This is a genomic window from Paenibacillus sp. M-152, assembly GCF_003856555.1.
Taxonomy (GTDB): Bacteria; Bacillota; Bacilli; order Paenibacillales; family Paenibacillaceae; genus Paenibacillus; species Paenibacillus polymyxa_C.
Genome location: NZ_CP034141.1, coordinates 1,068,802 through 1,093,358, shown reverse-complemented (window position 1 = coordinate 1,093,358; position 24,557 = coordinate 1,068,802). Strand labels below are relative to the sequence as shown.

Below are 24,557 nucleotides of genomic sequence, written 5' to 3'. Positions count from 1 at the left end.
GCTTCTTACTTATCGTGCTACCTTATATCCCTATAATCCTTTATTTTGGAAGTCATGAACATGGTGAAAGTATTACAAAGATGAATAAATTACCTTTTTCCTGCATCCCTTCCCTGTTAGAATAAAGGGATACTTATTTTCGGAGAACGGCTACAGAAACGGGGAATGCATCATGGCGAGAGAGAGTTTTGATAAAGAAATTCAATTCCTGCGTATGCTCACACTAACAAGCGGCGCTTATAATCGGCAGCAATTTGCAGACAGACTTGGCATTTCGGTACATACCTTTGATAAAACGATCCGGCGCCTCAAGGAGATCGTCCAATCCGTACAACAGCAGTTGCCTGCGGAACAGGGACATGATTTTAATGAGATGCTGCGCTTTAATTATTACGAATCCGCTGATCCATTGCTGTTATTTCTGTTTCGGGCCAAATCGCTCAAGGAATCGGAAAGCGTCCGCTTATCCCTTCTGCTGACAGCGCTACAGTCACAGCCAATGACCACCATGGAACTGTTGGATGCTTGCTGCAATGGCCTGCCTTCCGACAGTTCACTGCCAGATGAGAAAACAATCCGTTCTGATCTGAAATATCTGGTCGAAGTCGGCGTGGTTCGTAAGGAGCCTGGCGGCAGACCTTATCGCTATGCTGTCCGCAATGATCTGGTGACAGAACTGACGGACGAGGAATTACTGGACTTATATGATTTTGTGGACATTATGGCCAACACCCAGCTCCCCTCTGTGCAGGGATATCTGTTACGAGATCATCTTAAAAAAGCTATGCGCCGTCAGCTCGGAGATCGTGAGATGGCAGAGCCTTTTTTATATAAATACCATTATTATTCACGCATTCTGGACGAAGCCCATATTCATCCGCTTCTGCATGCCATTCGGCAACGTCGCTGCGTAAGCTTTTTATATTTTTCGGCGTCCAAACGAAGCATGTACGGGTCACAGAACACAAACCCACGGTTTGAAAAAGAGACCGAAGGCCGTGAACATACCATTCTGCCCCTGCAAGTCATCTATGATCATCAATACGGACGTTGGTATGTGCTTGGTCATGTAGGCGGCAAAGGAATCATGAAGTTTCGAATGGAGGGCATGACTCAATTGGTGGAGGGCAAGCCTGTCCCAGAGCAGCTTTATGCCGACCTGTTAGCCGTGTTGGAAGAAAAAATGCGGTACAGCTGGCTTGTTGATACGGGTCGTCCCGTGAAGGTACGGGTACGTTTTTTTAATCCTGAGGGTGCAAAGCGCAACTTTATCCGGGAACGTGTACTGTCACAGGGACAATGGGGTGCAATTACGGAGGAAGAAAGTGAATCCTTTATCTATGAAATCACAGTGAATGGAATCACTGAGATTAAACCGTGGATTCGCAGCTTCGGATCAAGCTGTGAGGTATTGGAACCCCAGCGGCTGCGTAAGGAATTCAGACAGGAATGGAAGGAGCTGCAAGCCTATTATGAGCCTGTTCGAGAAAATATTTAACTATCAGATCGTCTCACGACTGGATGAATCGGGCGCTTTTGCTACCACATCGCAGGAAAGAGTCTGGCTTAAATCCATGCTTGCAGACTCGGCAGCGACAGAGGCTTTTACCCCCTCTACACTTGATAAGCTTCGGCAATTACTTGCAGACGACGAGCCTCTGGAGGCTGATGGCAGCCTGCGCGAAAAAGCAGGGGTTCCTGCTGCTTCGGTTTATCATCCACTCCTGCGTGAATTGCGTTCCATTCTGCGATCCCGTTCAGGCATCTGTATGACCTACAAACTGCGCAACGGACGCCTGCATGAGCGAATGTCCGGATTCCCATACAAGCTGGAGTTTTCCATGGTCAAAAAAGAATGGAGTCTGCTGTGGTATAATCGTCGCCACCGCGCATTTATGTCCACTAAACTGTCCAACATCGTAACCGTTACGGAGGATGAGATCCTACCTGAAGAAGCCGAGATGTTTACCCAACGAATACTCGGTATACTGGAGTCACGCAAAGAACAGGGCATCATCGAAATTATTCCTGTATATAACGGTGAAATGTCTCGTATTTTATATGCTTTTTCCTGTTTTGAAAAGGAGGTCGAATATGATCAGGAAGCAGATACCTATCGTATTACGCTCACTTTCCAGGCAGACGAATGTGAATATGTGTTATCCAAAATCCGCTTCCTCGGCAAACGTGTCAAGGTCGTTCAAGGCTCTCGATTAATTTCGCGAATGAAGGAAACAACAGCCAAGGCCCTCGCACGATACGAAGAGGAATAGCTGCTGAAGAAATATAGGATGAATCCACGTAAAGGCCCTCCCTCCGTCTGCTAATGAGACGAAAGGAGGGCCTGTTAAACGAGTTATGGCAAGGCTTGTCCGCGTGCACTGACATACAATTGATACCATTCCTCACGGGTCATCAGCTCGCTCTGGCGTTCTGCATCCTGACATGCTTTGATTCGTTCAGGATTGGCGCTGCCAATGACAGGCTGAATCCGTGCCGGATGCTTCATCAGCCAGCCCAGGACGATCGCTTCACGTGTCGTCCCCTTTTTAGAAGCCAGCTTTTGCACCAGCTCTGCCGTCTTACGGATATGCTCAGGCTCTCCTTCCAGAGAACCTCCGCTAAAACGTCCCTGCGCCAGCGGTCCCCAAGCCTGGAGCTGAATATCCTCAGTTTGGCAATATTCCAGCAATCCTTCGCCAAAATGTACATTCGTCCCTGCCTGCTGGTTCACGTGTACGGTCTGATCTATAAAATGCAGATGTGCCAGGCTCATCTCCAGCTGATTAACAATCAGCGGCTCCGTTAGGCTACGCTCCAGAAAACAAATTTGGCTTACATTCATATTGGAAACGCCAAAATGCCGTACTTTGCCGGATGTCCTAAGCTCGCTGAACGCCTTCGCTACTTCTTCCGGCTCTACCAGCGGATCGGGACGGTGCAGCAGCAGGATGTCTAAATACTCAGTACCCAGACGCTTCAAGATACCATCTACGGACTCCATAATATGATCATATGAGAAATCAAAACGGCCTGGGAGCGTGCCATCCGGCAAAAAAATACCGCATTTGGACTGAATTACGATTTGTTCACGCAATCCGGGCTGTCCCTTTAAAATCCGACCGAAAATTTCTTCCGCTTTTCCCATACGATAGATATCCGCATGATCAAACATCGTAATCCCGATAGATTGTGCAGCTTCTACAGCTCTCTCCGCTTCAACGACATGCTCCTGTGTATACGGTGCATGGCTCCATTCTCCACCAAAAGGCATGCAGCCAAGTACCAGCCGACTATCGGAGATTCCACGTTTCTGTAAAGGCATAATTTTCATGCTGCTCCTCCTTGAACCCTCAAAGTATTCCTTGCTTCATCAACATTCGAATAGTTCGTCAAACTGCAAAAATCAGACGGAAAACATGTCGTTTCCCGTCTGATTTTTTATTTTAGTTACTTATTAGACAGCCCTTCTTATATGTAATAATCAATAGCCAACTTCAGCAGATAAAGCGCGAGCAAATGCAGCGGATAAAACAAATAGAAGAAGGTTCGTGGGCCTTTTCCCCTCTCTCCGTTATATCGGGATAGCAAAGGGAGTGCAAAAATACAGGCCCCGCCGATCGCAAACGGATAAAGATATTCGTTCATTGTGCTGGCGTTGATGCCCATGATGCTGAGCGAATCGGGAACAGCCCATATAATGATGACTCCGAAAATGAACATAAGCGCAATTATTGCAATAATCCATCCGTTGTAAATCTTCTGTTGTTTGCGAGCCACATAGAAAGCCAGAACCATGAACACTCCAATCACACTCCAGTCTCCCAAAAAAGAGACTACGCAAAGAGCCGAAATCGCCAAGTATTTAAGCACAGGATTGGTCGTGTTGTCATAGAACCATATTGCCAGTAGGCCCATCAACAACGTTAGCATGATGTTTCCCGAAGTATACCAATCTTTAAATACCAATCCGTAAGGCACCACACTGGCTAGCCCGGTTAGAGCAAGGCGCATTGTATATTTTTTGAAGCTTCTGGTATGGATATATCCTTCGGCTACAAAAAAAGCCATGATAGGCAATGTAATTCTGCCTACCACCTGAAAGCCCAAAAAATCGGCAAAAAATAGCCCTCCAATATGATCAATTAGCATTGCCAATACTGCAATTAATTTTAAACTGGTGGCATCAATGCCTTTCACCTCTGCTTGAACGGATAATCTTTGTTCCATATTCCTCCCCTTTTCTTCCCGAAGGACTATGCCCTCCGTATCTATTCTATTCGTAAACAGGTCTGTTCAGGAGGCTCCGGTCTCCCATCTTATCTAAGAGGTGCTTCAACAATTGGCGGGAAACGGGAATAATGCGCCTTGCTTCTCCGGAATTCTGATTGGTTTGAAAAATGATCTCCTTCTTGCTCTTATCTATAGATTCCACCTTCATCAGGTTTACGATAAATGCCCGATGACACCGGAACAACCTTGGGTCCTTAGCCTCAATATCTTTCAGATCGCCGTAAAACTCAAGAGTTCTGTTTTCGGAAACCAGACGGATTTTGTGGGGAACACCGGTTGTTTCAAAGTAATAAATGCTGGAGAAGGAAATTTGAAATTTCGTAAATTTATTGTCGAGTATAAACCAATCATTGACATCCAACACAGGCTTTCTTTGATGGGCAACAACAAGAACTTCTCTGACCTTTTTTTCCATTTCATCCTGAGTAGCATCCTTGATAATGAAATCAAGAGCTGCTACCTTATATTGGAAGGTAAGCGGAGACAGATGACCGTGGGTAGTTACAAAGACAATATGCCCATACATATCATATTTTCTGATTTCCTGGGCAACTTCCAGTCCCTTCATCTGACAACCAGAGATTTCAATATCAAGGAAATACAAGTTATTCGCACAAGCTTTAGATTCAAAAAGCAGGAGATCCGGCTTACTGGTGGCAATGAGATTGCTGCAGCAGATGCCAAGTTCCTCGCAGCTTTTACGGACCATCTTTTCCATTATGCGCTGCTGGATAAACTGATCTTCCAGAATAAAAATATTCATGATGTCGCTCTCTTTATAATTAATGTTTGCGTGAAAAAATCCGGTTCCTTTTTGGTATCCAAAGTTACATACTTGTTGCTGCGCAGCACCTTTGCTATATTGTACAAGCCAAGACCTCGATTGTCCGCTTTCGTTGAAAAGTTCCGTTTGTAGAGATCATTCACCTTAATCCCGTCAAGTGCAGAATGATTATAAGAGTTTCGTATCGTCACCGTCTGAATATCGTCTTCATGGATCAGCACAATATTTATGGACGGATTGCAGGTCTCTAGTGCCGCATCGATTGCATTGTCCAGGAAACAAGAGATTACTCTGCAAAGGTCTATAATATCCATATACATTTCACTGATACCGCTATCAATTTCCAGTTTTACGTCAACTCCACGCTTCTTTGCCACCAGCACCTTGGATGTAATAATACTCTTGAGCTCACTCACGTCCAGATTAATCAGGTTATCCAGACTATAGGAATATCCGTTCAACTGTGAGGCAGTAGGTTGGATAGAACTCTCATATATCCGCTTGATCATCGCCAAATCCCCAGTTCTGATCCCCTCGTCCAGCATTAACAGGATATTGGTATAGTCATGTCTGAAGCCGCGGATGTCTTCGTACATTTTTTCAATCTCCATAATATAAGCCTCCAGCTGCAGGTATTGTTCCGTCTTGTTCTTCTCTAGCTCACGTTCACGCAGGAAGCGATACAGCCAATTGATCGTCATCAGGAAGATGGAGGTCAAGCCGATCAGCATCAACACAATCTTTAATCTGCTTGGATACGGATTGTTGCTTTCACACTCCGAATAGATAATCAGTCCTAGTCCGATGATCCCCAAGACTAAGATTAAAGAAGCTCCGACGATAAGCTTAATCCGATATATCTTCAAAAGCCTGACCGCCGGAGTAGGAAACAAATAAGACACAAGCTTTCGGAGCGCCAAGTAGATCAGCGGAGGTGAACAAGCGGTTAGGAAGGGCGCCGTCCATTTGTTTTTATATTCATAAGGAACCGCATAGCTGATTACCGTTATGAAATAACCCAGCAGTGTCGTAATGAAGATGGTAAGGATGGCGTAGAAGCCTATGACCCACAAGGATTCATATTTGTCGGTCAACCACCCGTATAATGCCAGTAGCACAAATAGAAATAGGTAAACAATCAGTCCGAAGTTATTCAGAGCTGTTATTCCGATAAAATAATACATGACTAAAAACAGCAGCAGCTTATAATTCATACGGAAAACGCTTAGACCATTGCCGCTGACCATATGATATATTACAAGATAGCTGGTGTATTGCAAAAAATAAATGCCGGATGTAATCATTTTTTGTTCAATTTCCAAACTTTTGGGTTGACTGGTTCATAGAACAACCCGAAACAAATTCCTCCTCCTTCACCTCTTTTACTCATATGCTCCAGTAGCTTAGCCTTGAGTCTCTGAGTATGGTTGTTTCTGTATTCTTTAATATTCTTGATATTGTTCATAATTGGCATAACTCCTTCTCATTATGGAATAGAATACTGGTGTGATGACAACTGCTTCAAGAAACAGCCCAAATATTAACCAAGGATAAAAATCTAGTGCGATGGCCATGAAAACAAACACTATACTTAAAAAGATAGCTTGTAATCTGCATGCTCTTCTGAACTTCGGATCTACCAATGGATTGCACTCCGTATCGGCCGGAGCGTATCTGACAATCAGAATGATAGAAAGCAGACAGAGCGTCGCCAAAAAAAAGCGGTTCCATTCTACTTCCTTTAAGAGCCAGGGAACAAACACAAAGGTCAGTAGACTGACCCAGGTGCAATGATGCGACTTGCGAGCATGCCAGCCAAAGGACTTTCGCCGGACCACTGTATAGGAAAGCAGCATCGCAGCCGTTTCGGCTAATACACCGAGCAAACAGGCACTGATCAATACAAGAAATATTTTTTCTGTGCCAGCCAGTATGTTCTCCAGATAATAAAGCACATAAGCACGCTTCTCCGCTTCCAATTCTTCGTCTTGAAAGTATTTATCAACGATCCACGTTGACAATTGATGATACAACGCCACCGCCCCTCCCTAACTTAATTGTGCGGGAAGCTGGAATTGAACATAATCACGATATTTATCATGCCAACTCATTAATTCGTGATGCGTGCCTACCCCCGTTACTTCTCCTTTATCCAAAAAGATTATCTGGTCCGCTTTGTAGATGGTTGACAAACGATGAGCGATAACAATGGTCATTTTATTCTTGGAGAGAAGCTTGATTACATCATGGACGAGCTGCTCTGACTCGCTATCCAGGTTGGCGGTAGCTTCATCAAACAGCAGAATCTCATGGTCTGAAAGCAAGCATCTGGCAATCTGGATTCGCTGCTTCTGTCCCCCCGATAATTTGACTCCCCTTTCTCCAACAAAGGTATCCAAACCATCCGGTAATTGATAAATTACCTCCTTCAAGCCTACTGTATCAAGAGCCGCATAAATCTCATGGTCATCCGCGTCTCTGTTTAGGCCATATACCAGATTGTCTCTCACTGATCCTACCAGTAAGTCACTATCCTGCATAACATAGGATATTTTGCGACGCCATTCTTCCGTCCTAATCTTATCCAAATATACATTATTGTAATAGATTTCTCCATTATATTCTGAGTAAAATTTCTCTATTAAAGAAAATATTGTTGTTTTTCCCGAGCCGGAAGGCCCTACGATCGCTGTAGTGGTACAGCCTCTGAAGGTTAACTCCACGTTGGATAATACCGGTTGGCCCTGGTTGTACGAGAAAGAAACATTGGCAAAATGCAGGATATCAGAATTCTGATCATGACTTTTCATGTCCGGCACACTGCCTAACTTTTCTTGCTTCTCATCTTGCTGGTTATATATGGTATAAATTTCCTTACTTGCTCCCTTGGCCTTCTGATACTGCGAGAAAAAACTGCTGAGCTGGGTCAGAGGCGAAACCATTGTAAACAAATAAAAGATCATAGATACCAGAGTACCTGTAGTAATATGTCCAGCGGCAATGCCGGCGCTTCCATACCAAAACATTCCTACCAAAGCTAGCATGATGATAATTGTGACAATCGGCTCAATGACAGCTGACAATATTCCCTCTTTGATGTTCAAGCGAAAGATACGTCCAAGTATCTCCCGAGTATATTTCATTTCAAGCTTTTCCGACGTCGTCGCTTTAATGAATCTGATGTTATAGAGAATTTTGGATAACTCACCGGAAAAGTCTGCGGCTGCATCCTGTGCCTCAACCGCTACCCTATTCATCCTTCTTCCAATGGGATAGATTAGTAGCGCCGTTATAGGAATCAGAGCAACGAGTACACTCATTAATCTCCAATCCAACACAAATAACATGATGATGCAACCAGTGACCATCAGGACATCAGCCAGAATAGAAGGCAGAGTAATAGCCAGAAAATTACTTACAATAGCAAGGTCGTTCGTCATTCTGCTGATGATTTTGCCGTTCTCATTGTTATCAAAATAATTAACCGGCAAATGGATAATTTTTTCCCAAATTTTCAGTCGCAGTTCCTGAAAAAACTTGCTCCCCACATATCTGAGGAGCAGAGAAGACACAGCGTTTAAAATCCCTCCGGCCAGAAACAGCGAAATAAGCACAGCTGCGGTCTGGATCGTCAGCTCCATAGCTGAGATCTTATCGACAAGCTTGCCTGTCATGATCGGCAATACTAATGAAAAAGCGGCGGAAATCAGTGTAAATACGATGCTCCAAGCAAGCGCAAGCTTGGGCCATCTCGCAATTTTGATTAACTTCAGCAAGGAATGGGCCGTTTGTTTTTCTTCACCGATCTTTTTATATGCCGTGCTCTCCATATTCAATTCCATTATGGCTTAATCACCTATTTCTCTTTGTGATTTTCGTATTCTAGCAAAAACTTCATTGCCATTGTATAGACACCTGCGGCTATCGCTACCATGACAATATAGGAGAGCGACAGCTTGGTTCCTATCCAGTCCGTTTGATTGCTTAACTGGAACAGTAAGAAGCACACGGCGCTTCCGGCAAGAAACTCCAAAGAGTAGGAGAATTTCCGCACTCTCTTCAACCTATCTAGTATAATATCCACTATAATTACAGCGGATGTAAGCATAAAAGAAATTTTATACAGCATAATCTTATCTTCAGCAACAATCTGCTGATCCTCAAAACTTGCAAAGTATCTGGCCAAAATTGTACCGATTACTAGGTATAATACGACAACTAGCACATTTATTCCGACACATTCGGCTGTGCTGTAGGTAATAGTCCCTTCGCTTCGTTGAACCAGGGTCGCTGCCAAGCTTGAAATAAACAGGATCAGAAACCAAATATAAAAATATGCATCCAGTTGAAAAGAGAGAAAATCGGTAATCAGTCCCACCATGACTGTAATAATTTCTTTTAATAAAATGAACATTACCGTCTCCTCCTGTTAGCTAAATACCAGCATCTGCTTCCATGTACTCAAGTTCTCATTATCACAGGTCAGCAGTGTCAGCAATACACCTGCACATCCATCGAGCAGCCCAACTTTATCGAGAGATAACGGATCATCGACGCTTCCCTCAAGGTCTATAAAAGGTACTCCCTCACCAGTATTTCGATATGATAACAAACGATGCAAAAATTCATCCTTAAACGGCATGGCTGCCGCACGGCTGAAATGGTGCTGAATCAGGACCAAGCCTGCATAGCCGTGACAGATCGTCGGTGAAATTACCTTTCTTAGCGAATCTGGTCTGGAGTAGACGGTATTGAACAATTGCAGAGCCTGCTGCTGCAGCGCTTTGTCCTCCAGGGCCAATCCCAGCCGGAACATAGCCACAGAAGCTCCCGGTGTGCCGTAACACCATGCATCTCTGTGATAACCTGGATTCCGACTAGTCTCTGCGGATTCATCCGGTGTGAACATATTAGGTATGACAAGGGTGCCGTTCCACTCCCTGATACTTCCGTGTAGAAAAGTCTTGGCAACTTCCAGTACTTCTCTCAATCCAGTTAACGGGTAGCGGCGGAGATGTGCAACGGCCAGCAGATTAATGGCTCCTGTAATTCCGTGCGCCATGCCAAGATTATAATAAATGGTCTGTTCGGGAAGTTCCTCGAAATGTCTCAGCTTGCCTACAGCATCCGTAATCAGTTGAAGTATCTTAAGGAGCACTGCATCCAGCTTCCCAACGTATCTGTCCTGGCGTTCCTTAACCTCCATTAATGTAGCTGCAATCCCCGTCCAGCCTGAAATCAAATCCAAGTCGCTATCCTCAATCAAAGAGTCTTCCAATTTCCCCCTTGTCTCCTCATAGAACTCCCCGTAGCTGCTAAGAAACATATCCAGCGTCTGCGAGAGCACATTTGTATATCTTATTGAACCTCTTGAACACTCGTTGAACAGATAAATAACGCCTGCTAGTCCGGTATACAGTGACAATGAATGGAACGGTATATTACCGATTAAACGCACAATCTCCTGATTGTACTTGAAAGCAAGCGCAGCCCACCCTTCCCCCGGGTAAACTTCATCTAGCTTATCCAGAAGAAGGCTGATCCCGGGGTATCCTGAAGCCAGCGATATCAGCTCCATTTCAGGGTAATCATGCATGGCGTGCTTCTTGATTAGCAGGGTTACAGTATCTATATCTTTGTAAATTTCTGCGCTTTGCCTGACTATTTCAGATAAATTTCCCGGGACTTGTTTGACCGCCATAAGCTCCTCCTCAATAGGCAACATGATATTTGCTTACCTGTAAATAATCTTCCAAACTGAAGTAGCATAGGTGTAGGGCAAGCTCTTCTTTTTCCCGGTCCAGGCCGAACACTCTGTTGCAGAACATGTGCATGATGCTGAACATAATATCATCGTAGTAATTGGTTCTGTCGTCAGCTTCCCGGATAGCCGTGAAATATGCAGCGTATTGCCGCAACCTGTCGTCTTTATCGCTTGCTGGCAAGGATATGGAACGGGTCTGTTGAATCCTTTGGAATAGCGCTTCTTTGTGTTCCCGGTACTCCTGTCTGAATTTCTTTGGATCAATAATCGCAGCCATAGCCTTCAATTGATCTTCTGCCAGCGGATACGCGCAGTTCACAACCTCAAAAAGTCCGGTGCAGCAAAATAACATCTGATCGGTTGCATTAATTGACCTCTTGCCTGCATAATAGCCTGAAACTAGATAAGAATCGATAGCAAATAACCTCTCCGCTTGATCAATGAAGGCTGTGCCGCCATACCGCAAAATTTCAGGCCGGTAAGGAACAACCGAATAGGAACTAACCAATCCGGACGAGGTTACAGTATTCAGGAAATCAAAAACATAGTTCAAGGCCGTGAAACGCTGATGCTCTACGCTTCCCGACATTTTGCACCTTAGCCTGATATGCGGCTCCTTATCTGCATACTGGACAAAAAAAACCTGGTCAATGAAGTACTCGGCGCTATTGTCCATGAATGTCTTAAATGCACTGCCCAGCAAATCGGTTAGCAGTTCCTGATTGTAATATACCTGCAGGGATATCCAATCCGAACCTGGATAATAAACAGCATTCACCGAAGAACTCAGCACTTTATTTAAGCTTTTATCGGTAGCCTGTGCAGACAATCTGTCTATCGGCAAGTACTGAAACATCGGGCTTTTGCAAAAAAATACGCACTCCTCCATATACCGGTTAACGGAAGCGAACAATTCTTTCTCCGTCTCCATAATAACAGCCGCCTTGCCTTCCGGATTCCGCGTATATTCTTTGTGCAAAAGCTTTCGATGATGATGGCGATCCAAATCCAGCAATAGCTTATTGTCCAGCTCCACCAAATATACATATCGCGGAATGTTATACTTTATGATCCAATCCTCCAAAAAGGCCAAAAACTGTTCTTCGCTCTGGAGCCGTTTATCCGCATATAATGTCCATTTTTTAGGGCAGATGATGATATTTTTATAGGTTACTCTCGGTGTAAAAGAAGAATCATAGAGATACTCCTCCAGATGGGACCATCCGGTCTGATACTGCAGATTAATATCATTCAGAAACCGGATCAGATAAGGCGCCAGCTCTGTATTGTACATGCTACTGAGTTTGGGAAATACCAGTTCGCCTGTTTCCCTGTGCTTTAGATAAAAGTATCCCGAATCCTCCACACATACCAATAATTGGGAAATATCCAAATTCCGATTCTCGGGGAACGTGGCCATATCCATGGATTGATCCGGTGTTGGGCCTGCCGTCATAATATTAGTTATTTTGGGGCTGAATGGGTAAAATGAGATTTCAGCGGCGCTCTCCCCTGCTTTCTGATCCTTCGGGTTCCTGACAAAACGGAAGATTTCATCACGGCTATCTTTGTCAAACATGTAGGCAAATCTTCCGAAGCTCTGACACGCTTCCAATGATCCGGCTCTGTTGTTTAAATAAAACGTAACTTCACCTTGTTCATTCTCCATGCAGGAATAATACAAATCGAACGAGACATGGACATTCTCCAGACTCAATTCAGACAGCTGTTGGATTTTGGCCTCGTCAAGCACGATATCCGAATGATTGGCAAGCGCTTCAGTCTGCCACTCCGCAATTAGCGCCTTGAGCTGTCGGAACCTGCCTTCATCCTTATGCCTGTACTTATCTCCGTTCTGGTAGTGGCTCTTGTACTCTTCAGGTTTGCCGAGCCCCAACGTCTTACTGAACAACTGCAATAAAGGCACTTCTTCATATACTCCGTACTTCTCAGTAAATTGCTGACGATAGTCGGAAAGTGTATCCTCTTTCCTGTACGTAGAAAGCATGCTCAATATTGAAGCTACTTGGGCCAACGCTTGCCTATCGCTGTCCGATAAGTGAATTTCATTTGCTTGATTCAGCCTTACGTCTATTTTGACCAAGTCGCCCTGATAATCGGGAAGGATAAGCTGGACTAGTTTTCGGACAGCCTCAATGCCTTCGCGTTTGACCGCAGCAACTGTGATGTCCTGAATGGCATGTCCAACTCTCTCCAAAATATCTGCGTAATATGCTGCCTTGGGAGCAGCGAGCATCTTTAGTGTACGGATCAGATGCTCCAAAGGAGCGCTATCCCGAGGATTGGGAATCATCTCACTTACCAAAAAGCCTTGTTCTATCAATTGCTGCAAAAAATCTGTGCTGATCGTGTCATCCACGCCGAAGGCATCTTTTATAGCTTGCATAAGCTGCAGAAAAGTCTGCTGCTCTTTATCAAGGATCTTCATGATGAAATCTATGACCGGGGTTTTGAGAATAGATATATTTTCAGTGCTTCGTTCCTCCTGATCTGCTGCAAACAGAGTCTGATAAGAGATGACGAGCCTGTGATGGTCAATGTAAGAGGTGTTATTTACACTCAGTCTCAATTCATTGCGGACATCCGCATCCCCATGGAAAAGCCCTATTAAGCGGTAAATTAGGCTATAATCCGGAGTTGCCCAGACGACATGTTCTCCGGCGCCTCCCGTGTTTCCAAATCGGGAAATGCCTACTCCCGCGAACAGTCCAAACGGTGTTGGTCTACAAATTGCCCGCGAAATGAACTTGCTTAGACTAAGGATAAGATTCCGCTTTTTTTTGGACTTCAATGTTCTGCCTTGTTCCAGGCTTTGCAGTGCAGCGTAGGTCGAGGGGCTGGAGACATAAATGGAATCCATCAACCCCTGCTTCTGAACGAACCGTACAAGTCTGTCAAGATATTCATCATCGTCTAGTTGTTCATGATCAAATATCCGCGTATAATACTCCATGCCAAGCAACGTCTTCCGGTACATGTAATTTTCCGAGATTTCAAAGTTTTCCAACATGCAATCAACCTCTCATCTGTCTTAAAGCACGAATTGAACCGGCAAGGCTTACTTCATAATAATTCCGCTGAACATCAATCGGTCTCGCGCCTTGACGGAGCAGACACTCCATTTCTGTGCGCCCGGCATTCATCCCCTGCGCGATAAGCTCTCCGCTAAGAGAGGCAACAACTCCGCTGAATAAGGCGCTGGCAATACTCGTACCGATACCTACTGTGTATGCTTTGTCAAATCCCAGCACTTCGTATAAATAATCCTCTGTGTCGAAGCTTGATTTGGCAACCATTACCCAATCATTGTTGTAATTGATTTCATACTCATCACCACTCGGCGCAAAAAATTGGCCGCTGAGCGTATTACTGAACCCGGAGATATCCCCGTTCTTATTAGTTGATCCAATTGGGTATACTCCCTTTAAATTCGCAGGCACTCTGTACTCCTGCGTAATATCGCGTCCATCGTTTCCTGCGGAACAGACTACCCAGATGCCTTGCGCATTAGCGCAGTCAACCAAAGCCTGAAACCGATTGAACTCGAATAAGTCGACCTCATATTCTGTACGATAGCTGATGTTGATAATTGGATATCCTTTAGCAATACCCTCTTCCAGCGCTCTATACAACCATTCAAGCTTGCTTATTCCTTTTTTGTCCGTAATTTTGTAGACAACAACCCGAGCGAAAGGGCATATCCCCTTCAATATATATTTGCCGGTAACAGAGCTAACCATTTTTGTACCATGCCCGACGTAATCGCTTAGACAAGGCTCATAAGGTACAAATGACTTGCATTCTGCCTCAACTAGATTACCTTGGATCTCTGAGTGGGATTTATCGACGCCTGTATCAATAAACAGGATAGTAAGCGGCTGACCAACAGTTGCACCACAACTAAAATGATCGGTCAGCCGGGCTACATGCCAATTGTATATATTAGGTTTTATCATGCAATCTCCATAATGTAAGTAGGGGTAGCCCATTTCACTACCCCTGACTTACGAATCGCTTATGAATTATTTACAATTGGAACAAGAACCGGTACAGATACAGGTAAGAGTTTTACATACTGCTTTGGATACCTTAATGGTTGTCTTGATGATTGAAGCTTGTGGGCTAAGCTCACTGGCCTCATAGCTCTTTCTTAAATCAAGGTCAAACATTTGATCTACTTTCATTTTCCTCTTCCTCTCTGAATTAAATTCTAATAAACATGATTTCAGTGGTACCCCTTAATCATGTTTATTGTGAGTGACTGTATGTCATATCTTGCTGTCGATGAATAAAGAATATATCTAATTCTCCCGTTTTTTAAACTTTATTCCTAAAAGGTATTCCAAACCTCCTAAATTGCAGTCATTTTGCTTCCCATGCGGCATGACAAAAAAAATACCGACACAGAGCGGAACGATTGACGCTTAGAGCATGACGTATGCTTGCAAGAATACGGTATGTTCCTATACAGGTGTCTCGTATAAGTCGGCTGAAGAAGAGATGCTTAGCAAAAAGCGCTCGCCCTATGTTTACGATACGCTGGATCTTGTGGACGAACTGCGATTTTTTTCAAACAGGACATGACTGTAAAGGAATTGACCGACGCACTACGTGTACACGGCATCTCATAAGTTGACCCGTTTGAGGCAGCTCTTGCTGAAATGGAGAATAGGCTTGGTGTTTCCTTCTCTGATTACTTGGATTTTTCAAGAGGATCCTGAAGAAACAAATAAGGTCGAAGAACGGAACATGAACCGTGAGACTTTTAAAATTCTCACGAATATAAGCTATAATCGACAATTAATTAGCCATAACCTTATGAATTGTGGCTTATTGATTTGTCAGGAGTGAAATTAACCTATGAATTATGGCAAAGATGTATTCAATGTTTATGTCTACCATATCGCCAATTCACTTTTGTAACTTCGATTAATGAGGCTGGATCTTACATATAAATGAGTCGAATCTCTTTGACCCGATCCCCATCTTTTTATCCGAATATCCCCATGCTCAGATAACGCTCTCCGGTATCCGGGGCAATGCAAAGCACCCGTTTACCTGCTCCCAAACGCCGGGCTTCCTGAAGGGCCGTCCATATTGTAGCCCCGCTGGAGGGCCCGACGAGAATTCCCTCCTGTGCAGCAATCGCCCGTGTCATCGCAATCGCATCCTCATCGGAAACCTGTACGATTTCGTCATACACTTCCGTATTCAGCACGGTGGGAACAAAGCCCGGACTCGTTCCCACCAGCTTATGCGGACCGGGTTTTCCCCCAGACAGTACGGGCGAACCTTTGGGCTCGACCACAACAATCCGCAGATCCGGCAAATGCTGGCGCAGCACTTCACCTGTACCCGTAATGGTACCGCCCGTTCCCGAAGAAGCGACGAACACATCCAACCGCCCCTCCGTCTGCTCCAAAATTTCAAGTGCCGTGGTTGTACGATGGATATCGGGATTTGCTTCATTTTCAAACTGATGCGGGATAAAACTCCCTTCAATTTCTGCCCCCAGTTCGAGAGCTTTACGAATCGCTCCTGGCATCCGTTCTTCCGCTGGTGTCAGTACGACCTCAGCCCCATAGGCTTTTAAAATATTGATCCGTTCCTTCGTCATATTCGAAGGCATTACCAAAATCGCACGGTAACCTCGAGCTGCCGCATTCATCGCAAGACCAATCCCCGTGTTGCCACTGGTTGGCTCAATAATGGTGCCTCCCGGCTTGAGATGTCCCGCCTTTTCCGCCTCGGCAATCAGATTGCCCGCCGCCCGATCTTTAACACTGCCGCTTGGATTAAAATACTCCAGCTTCACATACACTTCCGCATCCTGCGGTCCTGTGAGCCGTTGCAGCCGCACACAAGGCGTATCTCCGATTAAGTCCGTAATACTATGTACCACTTTAAGTGTCATTGTTATATCCTCCCCGGATCATTCCTTACAACGTCATTTCCTATCTTCATATCATACTACCAAAATAACATAAGTGGCTCCTTCCAACCTGTCGCTTTTGTAAATTACACAAACCTTATCAACTTAGTATGTAAAATTCTTGCAAAATGGGTCGCCAGATGTTGCCTGGAATGATATACTCGCATTACTATTTTTTCAGGAGGATACAAGAAACTTATGAGTACTCAAGAAAATATGACAGCTAATCGCTTCCCCCCCTCCTTGCTATGGTTAACCCTTGGTGCCTTCGCCATCGGCATGACCGAATTCGTCATTATGGGACTTCTGCCCAATGTAGCCCATGATCTTCATGTTACGATTCCGCAAGCCGGACAATTAATCACCAGTTACGCGCTTGGTGTGGCCATTGGCGCACCTGTGCTTACTGTATTAACCCATAAGGTTCCGCAAAAAAAGCTGTTGTGTCTGCTGATGTCTATATTCATTTTAGGCAATCTTTTTTCCGTCATTGCTCCTAACTACGAACTGCTGATTGCGGCCCGTATGGCTACTGCGTTATCGCACGGAACCTTCCTGGGTGCCGGTTCCCTGATCGCTGCCCGGCTGGTCCGTCCTGATAAGCGGGCAGGGGCCATCTCGATGGTGCTAACCGGATTGACGGTAGCGAACATTATTGGCGTGCCCTTCGGCACCTTTATCGGACAACAGCTCGGCTGGCGCGCTTCCTTTGGAGCCATTGTTGTGATCGGCTTGATTTCTCTCTTCGGTATTATTCGTTACATTCCGGTGATTCAGCAGGACAAGCCTTCCAGTCTCAAGCAAGAAGTCAAGAGCTTATTTAATCCAAAAGTGCTGCTGATGCTGCTGACAGGTGCAGTTGGCTGTGGTAGCTTGTTCACTGTCTTTACGTACATTACGCCCATGCTTACGGATATTAGTGGCTTTGCCGAACACAGCATTACCTGGATTCTCGTCCTGTTCGGCCTAGGTGTCACGATTGGCAACATCGTTGGCGGCAAGCTCGCAGATTGGAAGCTGCTTCCGTCCTTGGTTGCAAACTATGCTGTACTGGCCATTATTCTGGCCATTCTGACGTTTACGCTTCAAAACAAGGTACTGGCCGTGATCACTGTCTTTATCTGGGGGATTGCCGCATTCGGCATCATGCCGGGGATTCAGGTTCGTATCATGAATCTGGCCTATGAGGCTCCTTTGCTAGCCTCTACCTCCAGCCATTCCGCATTGAATCTGGGCAACGCAGGCGGTGCTTTTATCGGAGGAGTCGTGATTAACCAAATGGGGCTACCCGCCATTCCATGGGTTGCATCACTCATTACTGTCGGCGGTCTGCTGCTGATGCTGGTCAGCTACATGATGGATCGCAAGACGGCTCATACTGAAGCGATAGCAGAGATACAGTCATAAGAAAAAGGACTTTCGTTCATTAGAGCGAAAGTCCCTTTTTTTATGGTCTACATCCACGCATCCTGCCTCGTCGTTCAGCTTAACCAACCATCAAAAAAGTCTCGGTATCCCTGCTTCATCACCTGACTCGAAAACTGTTCCATGGCGTATGCTTGATTGTCTGCAGAAACCCGGCGAGGTGAAGCCGCAGCCATATTGACCAGCTCGAACCAGTTTTTCTCATTTCCTGAAAAAGAATGCGTAGAGCTGATGTGCCCATAGCAAGGGTGCTCGGGTTTCACCACGATTTTCCCCATCGCGAGCGCTTCGGTCAGCGGCATTGCGAACGTATCGAATTTGGAGCAGCTCCAATACACCTTCGCTGTGTTCATCAGTGCAAACACCTCGTCTTGCGTCAATGCAAATTGAAGTTTTACATTGTCCGGGATGTCGTACTTCTTCATGCTCTCCTTGTAGCGTTCACCACCAAACACCATATAGACATCCTTGTCAGGATTATGCCGCGCATACTCCAGCACCAGATCCGGACGCCGATTTTCTTCATCTCTACCAATCCACATCACCCGGTTCTCCACCACTTGTGAGGGATCAAAATGCTTTTCCACCAGCCGCTCATTAAATCCGATCGGGATGACTGTCACATCGGTTACGCCAAACTTCGAGGCCATCTCCTGCTTGAGAAAGGCAGTCTGTACGATAGCCTTGTCCACAATCTGATAAAAAGGCTTCATCATCTCATAGCCTGTCAGTGCCGGATCTGGAAAACTATGCGGAAAGAGCACGCTGTTTTTAAAAAACATGTTCAAATAAGTAAAGCCAGATACCGTATAAATAACGTGCTCAATCTGCTGCTCATGCAGTTGATCCAGTACGATGTCATAATTGACCAGGTCACTCTTTTCATGCTCATAGCCTGGAAGCCAGTCATGGCTACTTACGTGGCGCTCCGGCGATACAAATACGATATCTACTCCCAGTTCCAAACCGATCTGCTTCAGACGTTCTGCAAAAATACGAGGACCCTGTGCTTCAGCAAATTGTATTTTTCTCATAACCAAACCGACTTTTTTCATGGATTTATTTCCCTACCTTCTTTGGCTAACTATATAGAATCTATGCCTTAAGCCCACTAAAGCCACTGCTTACATGGTTGGGCCTGTTCCCAATCCATCATCGCTGTACATTGGTTTATACAAGCTAACGTTTCATCCAACTGGGATTCTAATTGCTCTTTTGACCATTTGTTGCTATTTCTATGCAGCTCCGTTTCAATCCTTTGCAAATCACTTGTGATTAGCAATAGCATCCAAAGCGAAAATACCACAGCAAACATACCATATTCCTGTACAAATGCCGTTCGATCTACCTGTATCCCTAACAGCTCCAGCTGTTCCAGATAGGTGTCTAGCATATGAATACGCAATTCAGACGTCATGTGTCGGGGGAATAACGGATGGGACATGTCGATCAGGTGATATACATCCCACAGCGGTGTGTTTAGATGAGCATGCTCCCAATCCAATACCTTTAACTGCTCCCCACTCAGCGCATAGTTCCCCGGATGAAGATCACCATGGGACAGTACAAGCTGGTGTGAAAAAGATAGATGCTCCAGTTGTACATAAATACGCTGCATGTGTTGCTTGGAAAAACCGAGTGAGCTGCAAAGCTCTAATATATCTGGCTTGCGTATGTGCAGTTCAGAAACCATCTCCTGAATGAGCGGCTTCGGTCCCCGCAATGGCATTCCTGCAAAATAGTCCAGTGGCAAAGCATGCCACCTTGCAACAAGTCCTACAGCTTCCAATAGGGTTCCATCTGCGTGAACATAATGTAACGGACCAAGGTCCTCAAATACCATCCATTCTCCTCCGTCATCTGCGTCTGCATCAGACCAAGCTAGCAATTGGGGATAGATGGGTGGTAATGCGGGAAGCACTTGCTCGTACACCCATCTCTCACGCCCCTTTTGATCGTCATTGGTTAGTGGTTTAAATATATAACTTTCAGAGGAGGACACGTAAAAACGTTCCACATGCCGGCCATTCGTACCTGTATATAAAATTTCACGATCGCGCACCAGCGTATCATTCAAAGTACCGTCTACATTCACATATTGATGAAATAGATTCATAGCCACCCAACTTCTTTTGTATAAAATGTAATAGCACGATCATAACATAGTCCTTGTTCTGAACGAAGCCCAGATCATCTTTTGGGTAACTCAACGTACCAAAAAGGGGCTTGTCCTATCAGATCATACGACCCGTTGGACAGCCCCTTTTCCTATCCGTACTCCTATCCTACGCTAACGATTAGTATTTAGTATTGCCGGACTCGCTCGTGTTGCTAGATTTAAAGCCTTTGAACAATTGTTTTACATTATGATAACGAGTATTCGTAATTTTAGCTTTGCTGTTAGGACCGTCGGATCTCAGGATCGAATCCTTCACGTTGGAAATATCCGAGTTATCCAAAGTCATATTCACTCTAAAAGTAGAGCCCCCAAGTTGGCGAACCAGCTTACCGATATCATCGGCTCTAAAGTTTTTAATGTTAATTGTGCCTTCGGCATTGATTTGGAACACTTTATCATATGCATGGTATGCTCCACCGCCTGTAATATTCACTGTGCCTGGTTCTTTAAGCGTCAATGCATCTTCACCGACATCCTCCCACGTTACGTTGGAAATGGTGCCATTGCCATATACATGCACACCATCCGCAGCAGGCGCGGCGATGATCACATTTTTCAGCGTTGCATTATTTTCAAGCTTGAAGATAGGCTTTTGAGCCTCTTTTTGGCTTCCATCTCCCAAGGTATCGGGGTCAGCCACTACGGTCTTGCCTTTACCATCGTATACTTCTCCGGCTTTTACAAGTATGGTCTTATGAACGACCTCTGGAGCTGCATGAGCAGAATAATTGCCGACAAATAATGCGATCAACATACCGGATAAAGCAATACTCATTCCCTTTTTCAATACTTTAGCTGTGTTTGTTTTCATTTCAATTCATCCCTCTCGTAGATTGTTTTTTATTCTTATCTCCAATTCTCCGTTGACTAGAGCGCAAGCGCGTAGACCGTATCACCACCTTCGTACAATGAACCCATTGACCGACACATGTCCGTAAAGTGATATTTAACTATTTGCATATGTATACTTGGTTTTTGGTTCAAAGTAGCTTCATTATTATAAATTCAATCAATCACAAATTGTAAATAGAGCGATTACATTTACAATTTGCATAATTCTATTATATTCCTGCTTCCAATAATTTCAATACGTTTTTCGGCAAAATATGTCCTTTTTTTCAATTAAGTACACAAAATTGCCTCTTTTATACTTGTACAAGTTTGTTATTCTTCAATTTACGCATTAAATAATACTTGAATACCTAGTTTCGTTTGCCTCTTTTATCGTATACCTCATTGCTGATGTGCTCTATACTATTGAATGACACGGTTGATGAACGTATAATGTATTTAGTGCTTTGAAGCGTTACATCTCAACATTACTGGTGAGAAAAGAGTGGTTATCGTGCAAAACAATAGTGAGATTCCATTAAAAGAACAAAATATTGTGCTCATCGGCTTTATGGGCGTAGGCAAAACAACGATCGGTTCCCATCTAGCGCGCAAACTGTATCGCGATTTTGTCGATATTGATCAGGAGATTGAACAAGAGTACAACATGCCTACAACAGAAATTTTCAAAACTTACGGAGAGAAGCGTTTCCGCGAGATTGAAAAAGAACATATTTTGAAGTTGTGCAGCAATACACGCCTCAAAATCATTTCTGTTGGCGGTGGTGCGTTTTTACAGGAAGAGGTGAAGCAGGCTTGTTTGGCTTCCTCCATTGTGTTCTTCTTGGATTTAAATTGGGATTCCTGGAAAGATCGGCTCAAGATGCTGATTGACACCCGCCCTAATCTGCAAAACAAGACGCTGGAGGAAATTGAAAATCTTTTCCGTTCCAGACAGGACATTTACGCGGTGAATCACTCCAAGATCGATACCGATCAGTTGGATGCGGAAGAAGTCGCAGACTATATTATTCAAACGCTGAATCTGGGTTGGGAATTGTATGAACCTACTCGGGGATTGAATTAAGCGTTACAAAAAGGAGGGCCCCAGCATGCTTATCGCTTGAGGTCCTCCTTTTGTGTTCATTGCGGATAACTTGCTCACTAGCGAGCAATACCTGGTCTTTTAAGAATGGCTATGCAGCACCTGCAATATTTCTCTCAGTTCAGTGACAGGAATCTGTCCCGGCGCGGAAGCTTTCTTGGCAGCACCAAAAGTCAAAGCTGAACCAAACAGTTCTCCGGTCAGACGGCTCACGACACCTTTTCCCGCCATCGACATTGTGATAATCGGTCGATCCGCATACTCTTCTGCCATAGTGCGTGTGGCGTCCAGTAAGGTCAGTACATCGGCTGTATTGGTTGGCATCACCGCTATTTTAGGCAGATCGCCGCCCAATTCCTGTGCCTTACGCAACCGGGACACAATTTCCTCCTTCGGCGGCGTCTTTTGGAAATCATGGTTAGAAATAATCACATACACGTTATGCTTATGTGCTGCTTCTACCAGTGTCTTCACATCAGCTTCCTCATTAAAAAGCTCTACATCAATGATATCTACTTGTCCCGTCTCGGCCACAGTGCGATTCAATTCCACATAACTTGCAGCACTGATTTCCTTTTCTCCACCTTCTCGGGCGCTACGGAACGTAAATACGAGTGGAATATTGGCTAAAATAGACCGAATTTCATGTAAGGCAGCCTTTACCTTTTCCAGATCCTCCACATGCTCGAAAAAATCGACTCTCCACTCTACGATATCCAGGTCGAGTGTTCGTAAATGGGCAGCCTCTTCCTTCAACTGCTCCAACGTTTCTCCCACCATGGGAACACATATTTTAGGCGCTCCTTCACCGATCCGTACATCTTTTATCTTTACGATTTTTCCCATATCTATCTCACTCCCCAATTACAGTTTTAAGTCGAACATTCACAATAATTCATAGTATAACGCATTATGAATAAGCATGCAGACGATTAGGTTCAGTCGCTAGTTATTTCGTATCCAGTACGATTTGAGGAGACAATTCTCGTTTTGCAGGAAAAACGGCACTGTAGCGAAAATTAACAAATACCGCCAGTGCGATTCCAAGTACATTCACGATAATAGCCAGCATAAACACACTGGAAATCTGAGAATGCTTCAAAAGAAAGCCTGTAAACACGGGAATGAGCGTATAGGACAGCGAAGTTGCGGTATAAATAAACCCGGTAATCTGTCCTTTTCGTTGACTAAAAAATTCACTCATTACGGTTAACGTCAGCTGAAGTACACCCGATATTGAAAACCCGATGACACTCGCACAGATAATGGCGGCAGCCCCAGATTTGAAAAGAAGAAGCGCTCCAAAAGCCAACAAGGAAATGCAAGGATAAATAAGGATGATATGAACAGGTTTAACCCATTTTCTCAATACAATGACCAATACAAACACGGAAACCAGCGAACCCATATTGTAATAAACTAATAGCCTCAGAGACTCTGATTCCGTCATGCCGATAAACTGTTGCCCAAAAGTAGGCAGCCATAACTGCACAATATACAGCAAGGTAGGTCCTGTAAATCCAAGCAAGATAAGACACACACCTTCCTGCCAAAACCGCGGTTTACTCGGATCATTTGCCTTTAAATTCCCCGTCTGCTTGGCGCTAGATACAGAAGTACCGCCACTTTGCCCCTTGGCGGGCTGTACGCGCATGTCTGGAAACTTCATTCTGAACAAGTAGATCGCATTCAATGCAAATATCAGTGCTGGTATAAAGAAAGAGAACCCGTAAAAAATATCGTGATTCATAAAAAAGATAATCATTAGCGGTAAAAATGCCGCCCCAATGGATATAAAACCTCTCACCAACACTGTAGCCGAACCAGAGGATTGGGGAAAAGCCTCGATCAGAGCTGGATAAGTACCTGAATCAAGAAAAGAATTCGCTACACCTGCCAGCACAGCCAGTACCATCGCCATCTCAAAGGTGGGACTCAGCGGTATACCGACCAAGAATACGGCCATCAGCAGCCCTGCGGCCACAATAAACGGTTTGCGACCATAGCGGTCGGAGAGCACTCCGGATATGTACAGCGTAAACAGTCTGCCAAACCCCATCGCGGAAACCAAGAGACTGATGCCTGCCTGATCTGTATGCAAATGCTCTGTTAAAAAGGACATGTGTGACGCCAGCATAATATTAAACATGCCGAACAAAAGATAGTTCACATAAAGACCTGTCGCCACTGGAATAGAAGAACGTTTCATCATGAATTCACCTG

General features: G+C 44.7%; 21 protein-coding genes. 4 read left to right on the top strand and 17 right to left on the bottom strand.

The features are described from left to right. The first annotated feature begins 172 nt into the window (after positions 1-172). Both EGM68_RS05005 and EGM68_RS05000 read left to right on the top strand, forming a co-directional pair. Positions 173-1,498 carry a helix-turn-helix transcriptional regulator gene (locus tag EGM68_RS05005; RefSeq protein WP_025677403.1) on the top strand — a complete coding sequence of 442 codons (1,326 nt, stop codon included), beginning with the start codon at positions 173-175 and terminating at the stop codon, positions 1,496-1,498. Then, entirely contained in the window at positions 1,473-2,273 is an 801-nt protein-coding gene (locus EGM68_RS05000) for a WYL domain-containing protein (RefSeq protein WP_058710811.1), read from the top strand. The genes EGM68_RS05005 and EGM68_RS05000 overlap by 26 nt, the downstream gene beginning before the upstream one ends. Positions 2,274-2,356: 83 nt before the next feature. On the opposite strand, the gene EGM68_RS04995 is transcribed toward EGM68_RS05000, so the two are convergent. The 12 genes from EGM68_RS04995 to cysK all read right to left on the bottom strand — a co-directional run bounded on the left by EGM68_RS04995 (position 2,357) and on the right by cysK (position 16,776). Continuing rightward, entirely contained in the window at positions 2,357-3,334 is a 978-nt protein-coding gene (locus EGM68_RS04995) for an aldo/keto reductase (RefSeq protein WP_129548747.1), read from the bottom strand. A 137-nt stretch (positions 3,335-3,471) separates the two neighbouring features. Continuing rightward, complete coding sequence (locus EGM68_RS04990; RefSeq protein ID WP_129548746.1) at positions 3,472-4,230, bottom strand: TraX family protein; 759 nt, start codon at positions 4,228-4,230, stop codon at positions 3,472-3,474. Between the two features lie 46 nt (positions 4,231-4,276). Then, entirely contained in the window at positions 4,277-5,056 is a 780-nt protein-coding gene (locus EGM68_RS04985) for a LytR/AlgR family response regulator transcription factor (RefSeq protein ID WP_017426267.1), read from the bottom strand. Then, entirely contained in the window at positions 5,053-6,291 is a 1,239-nt protein-coding gene (locus EGM68_RS04980) for a sensor histidine kinase (protein ID WP_230877401.1), read from the bottom strand. The genes EGM68_RS04985 and EGM68_RS04980 overlap by 4 nt, the downstream gene beginning before the upstream one ends. Before the next feature lie 228 nt (positions 6,292-6,519). Then, on the bottom strand, positions 6,520-7,116 hold the full coding sequence (locus tag EGM68_RS04975; protein ID WP_240664124.1) for an accessory gene regulator AgrB: 597 nt from the start codon (positions 7,114-7,116) through the stop codon (positions 6,520-6,522). A gap of 9 nt (positions 7,117-7,125) precedes the next feature. Continuing rightward, positions 7,126-8,919, bottom strand: coding sequence for an ABC transporter ATP-binding protein (locus EGM68_RS04970; protein WP_129548744.1), 1,794 nt, complete (start codon positions 8,917-8,919; stop codon positions 7,126-7,128). A gap of 14 nt (positions 8,920-8,933) precedes the next feature. After that, positions 8,934-9,491 (bottom strand): DUF5823 family protein, encoded by a 558-nt coding sequence (locus tag EGM68_RS04965; protein WP_129548743.1) that lies wholly within the window; start codon positions 9,489-9,491, stop codon positions 8,934-8,936. Positions 9,492-9,506: 15 nt separating this feature from the next. After that, on the bottom strand, positions 9,507-10,778 hold the full coding sequence (locus tag EGM68_RS04960; protein WP_129548742.1) for a lanthionine synthetase C family protein: 1,272 nt from the start codon (positions 10,776-10,778) through the stop codon (positions 9,507-9,509). A 10-nt stretch (positions 10,779-10,788) separates the two neighbouring features. Beyond that, the gene (locus EGM68_RS04955) at positions 10,789-13,872 is read right to left on the bottom strand and encodes a lantibiotic dehydratase (protein WP_129548741.1); all 3,084 of its coding nucleotides are present in this window, start codon (positions 13,870-13,872) and stop codon (positions 10,789-10,791) included. 4 nt (positions 13,873-13,876) lie between these two features. Beyond that, a complete protein-coding gene (locus EGM68_RS04950; protein WP_240664123.1) occupies positions 13,877-14,818 on the bottom strand; it encodes a S8 family peptidase in 942 nt (313 codons plus the stop codon). A 66-nt stretch (positions 14,819-14,884) separates the two neighbouring features. Beyond that, complete coding sequence (locus EGM68_RS25880; protein WP_080561132.1) at positions 14,885-15,046, bottom strand: epilancin family lantibiotic; 162 nt, start codon at positions 15,044-15,046, stop codon at positions 14,885-14,887. A gap of 806 nt (positions 15,047-15,852) precedes the next feature. Further along, complete coding sequence (cysK, locus tag EGM68_RS04935) at positions 15,853-16,776, bottom strand: cysteine synthase A (protein WP_013369571.1); 924 nt, start codon at positions 16,774-16,776, stop codon at positions 15,853-15,855. 216 nt (positions 16,777-16,992) lie between these two features. Between cysK and EGM68_RS04930 the strand changes: the two genes are divergently transcribed. Beyond that, positions 16,993-18,201, top strand: a complete 1,209-nt coding sequence (locus tag EGM68_RS04930) for an MFS transporter (RefSeq protein WP_016819870.1) — start codon at positions 16,993-16,995, stop codon at positions 18,199-18,201. Between the two features lie 74 nt (positions 18,202-18,275). On the opposite strand, the gene EGM68_RS04925 is transcribed toward EGM68_RS04930, so the two are convergent. The 3 genes from EGM68_RS04925 to EGM68_RS04915 all read right to left on the bottom strand — a co-directional run bounded on the left by EGM68_RS04925 (position 18,276) and on the right by EGM68_RS04915 (position 21,209). Continuing rightward, entirely contained in the window at positions 18,276-19,274 is a 999-nt protein-coding gene (locus tag EGM68_RS04925; protein ID WP_025364104.1) for a glycosyltransferase, read from the bottom strand. 56 nt (positions 19,275-19,330) lie between these two features. Continuing rightward, positions 19,331-20,335 carry an aminoglycoside phosphotransferase family protein gene (locus EGM68_RS04920; RefSeq protein ID WP_129548740.1) on the bottom strand — a complete coding sequence of 335 codons (1,005 nt, stop codon included), beginning with the start codon at positions 20,333-20,335 and terminating at the stop codon, positions 19,331-19,333. A 181-nt stretch (positions 20,336-20,516) separates the two neighbouring features. Continuing rightward, positions 20,517-21,209, bottom strand: a complete 693-nt coding sequence (locus tag EGM68_RS04915; RefSeq protein ID WP_013369567.1) for a pectate lyase — start codon at positions 21,207-21,209, stop codon at positions 20,517-20,519. 534 nt (positions 21,210-21,743) lie between these two features. Here EGM68_RS04915 and EGM68_RS04910 point away from each other — a divergent pair. Further along, positions 21,744-22,316 (top strand): shikimate kinase, encoded by a 573-nt coding sequence (locus tag EGM68_RS04910; RefSeq protein WP_025677396.1) that lies wholly within the window; start codon positions 21,744-21,746, stop codon positions 22,314-22,316. A 99-nt stretch (positions 22,317-22,415) separates the two neighbouring features. On the opposite strand, the gene aroD is transcribed toward EGM68_RS04910, so the two are convergent. Together aroD and EGM68_RS04900 are read right to left on the bottom strand one after the other, a co-directional pair. Next, positions 22,416-23,180: a type I 3-dehydroquinate dehydratase gene (gene aroD / locus EGM68_RS04905; RefSeq protein ID WP_129548739.1), complete on the bottom strand. Its 765-nt coding sequence runs from the start codon at positions 23,178-23,180 to the stop codon at positions 22,416-22,418. Positions 23,181-23,283: 103 nt separating this feature from the next. Next, positions 23,284-24,543: an MFS transporter gene (locus tag EGM68_RS04900; RefSeq protein ID WP_432648648.1), complete on the bottom strand. Its 1,260-nt coding sequence runs from the start codon at positions 24,541-24,543 to the stop codon at positions 23,284-23,286. Positions 24,544-24,557 lie beyond the last annotated feature (14 nt).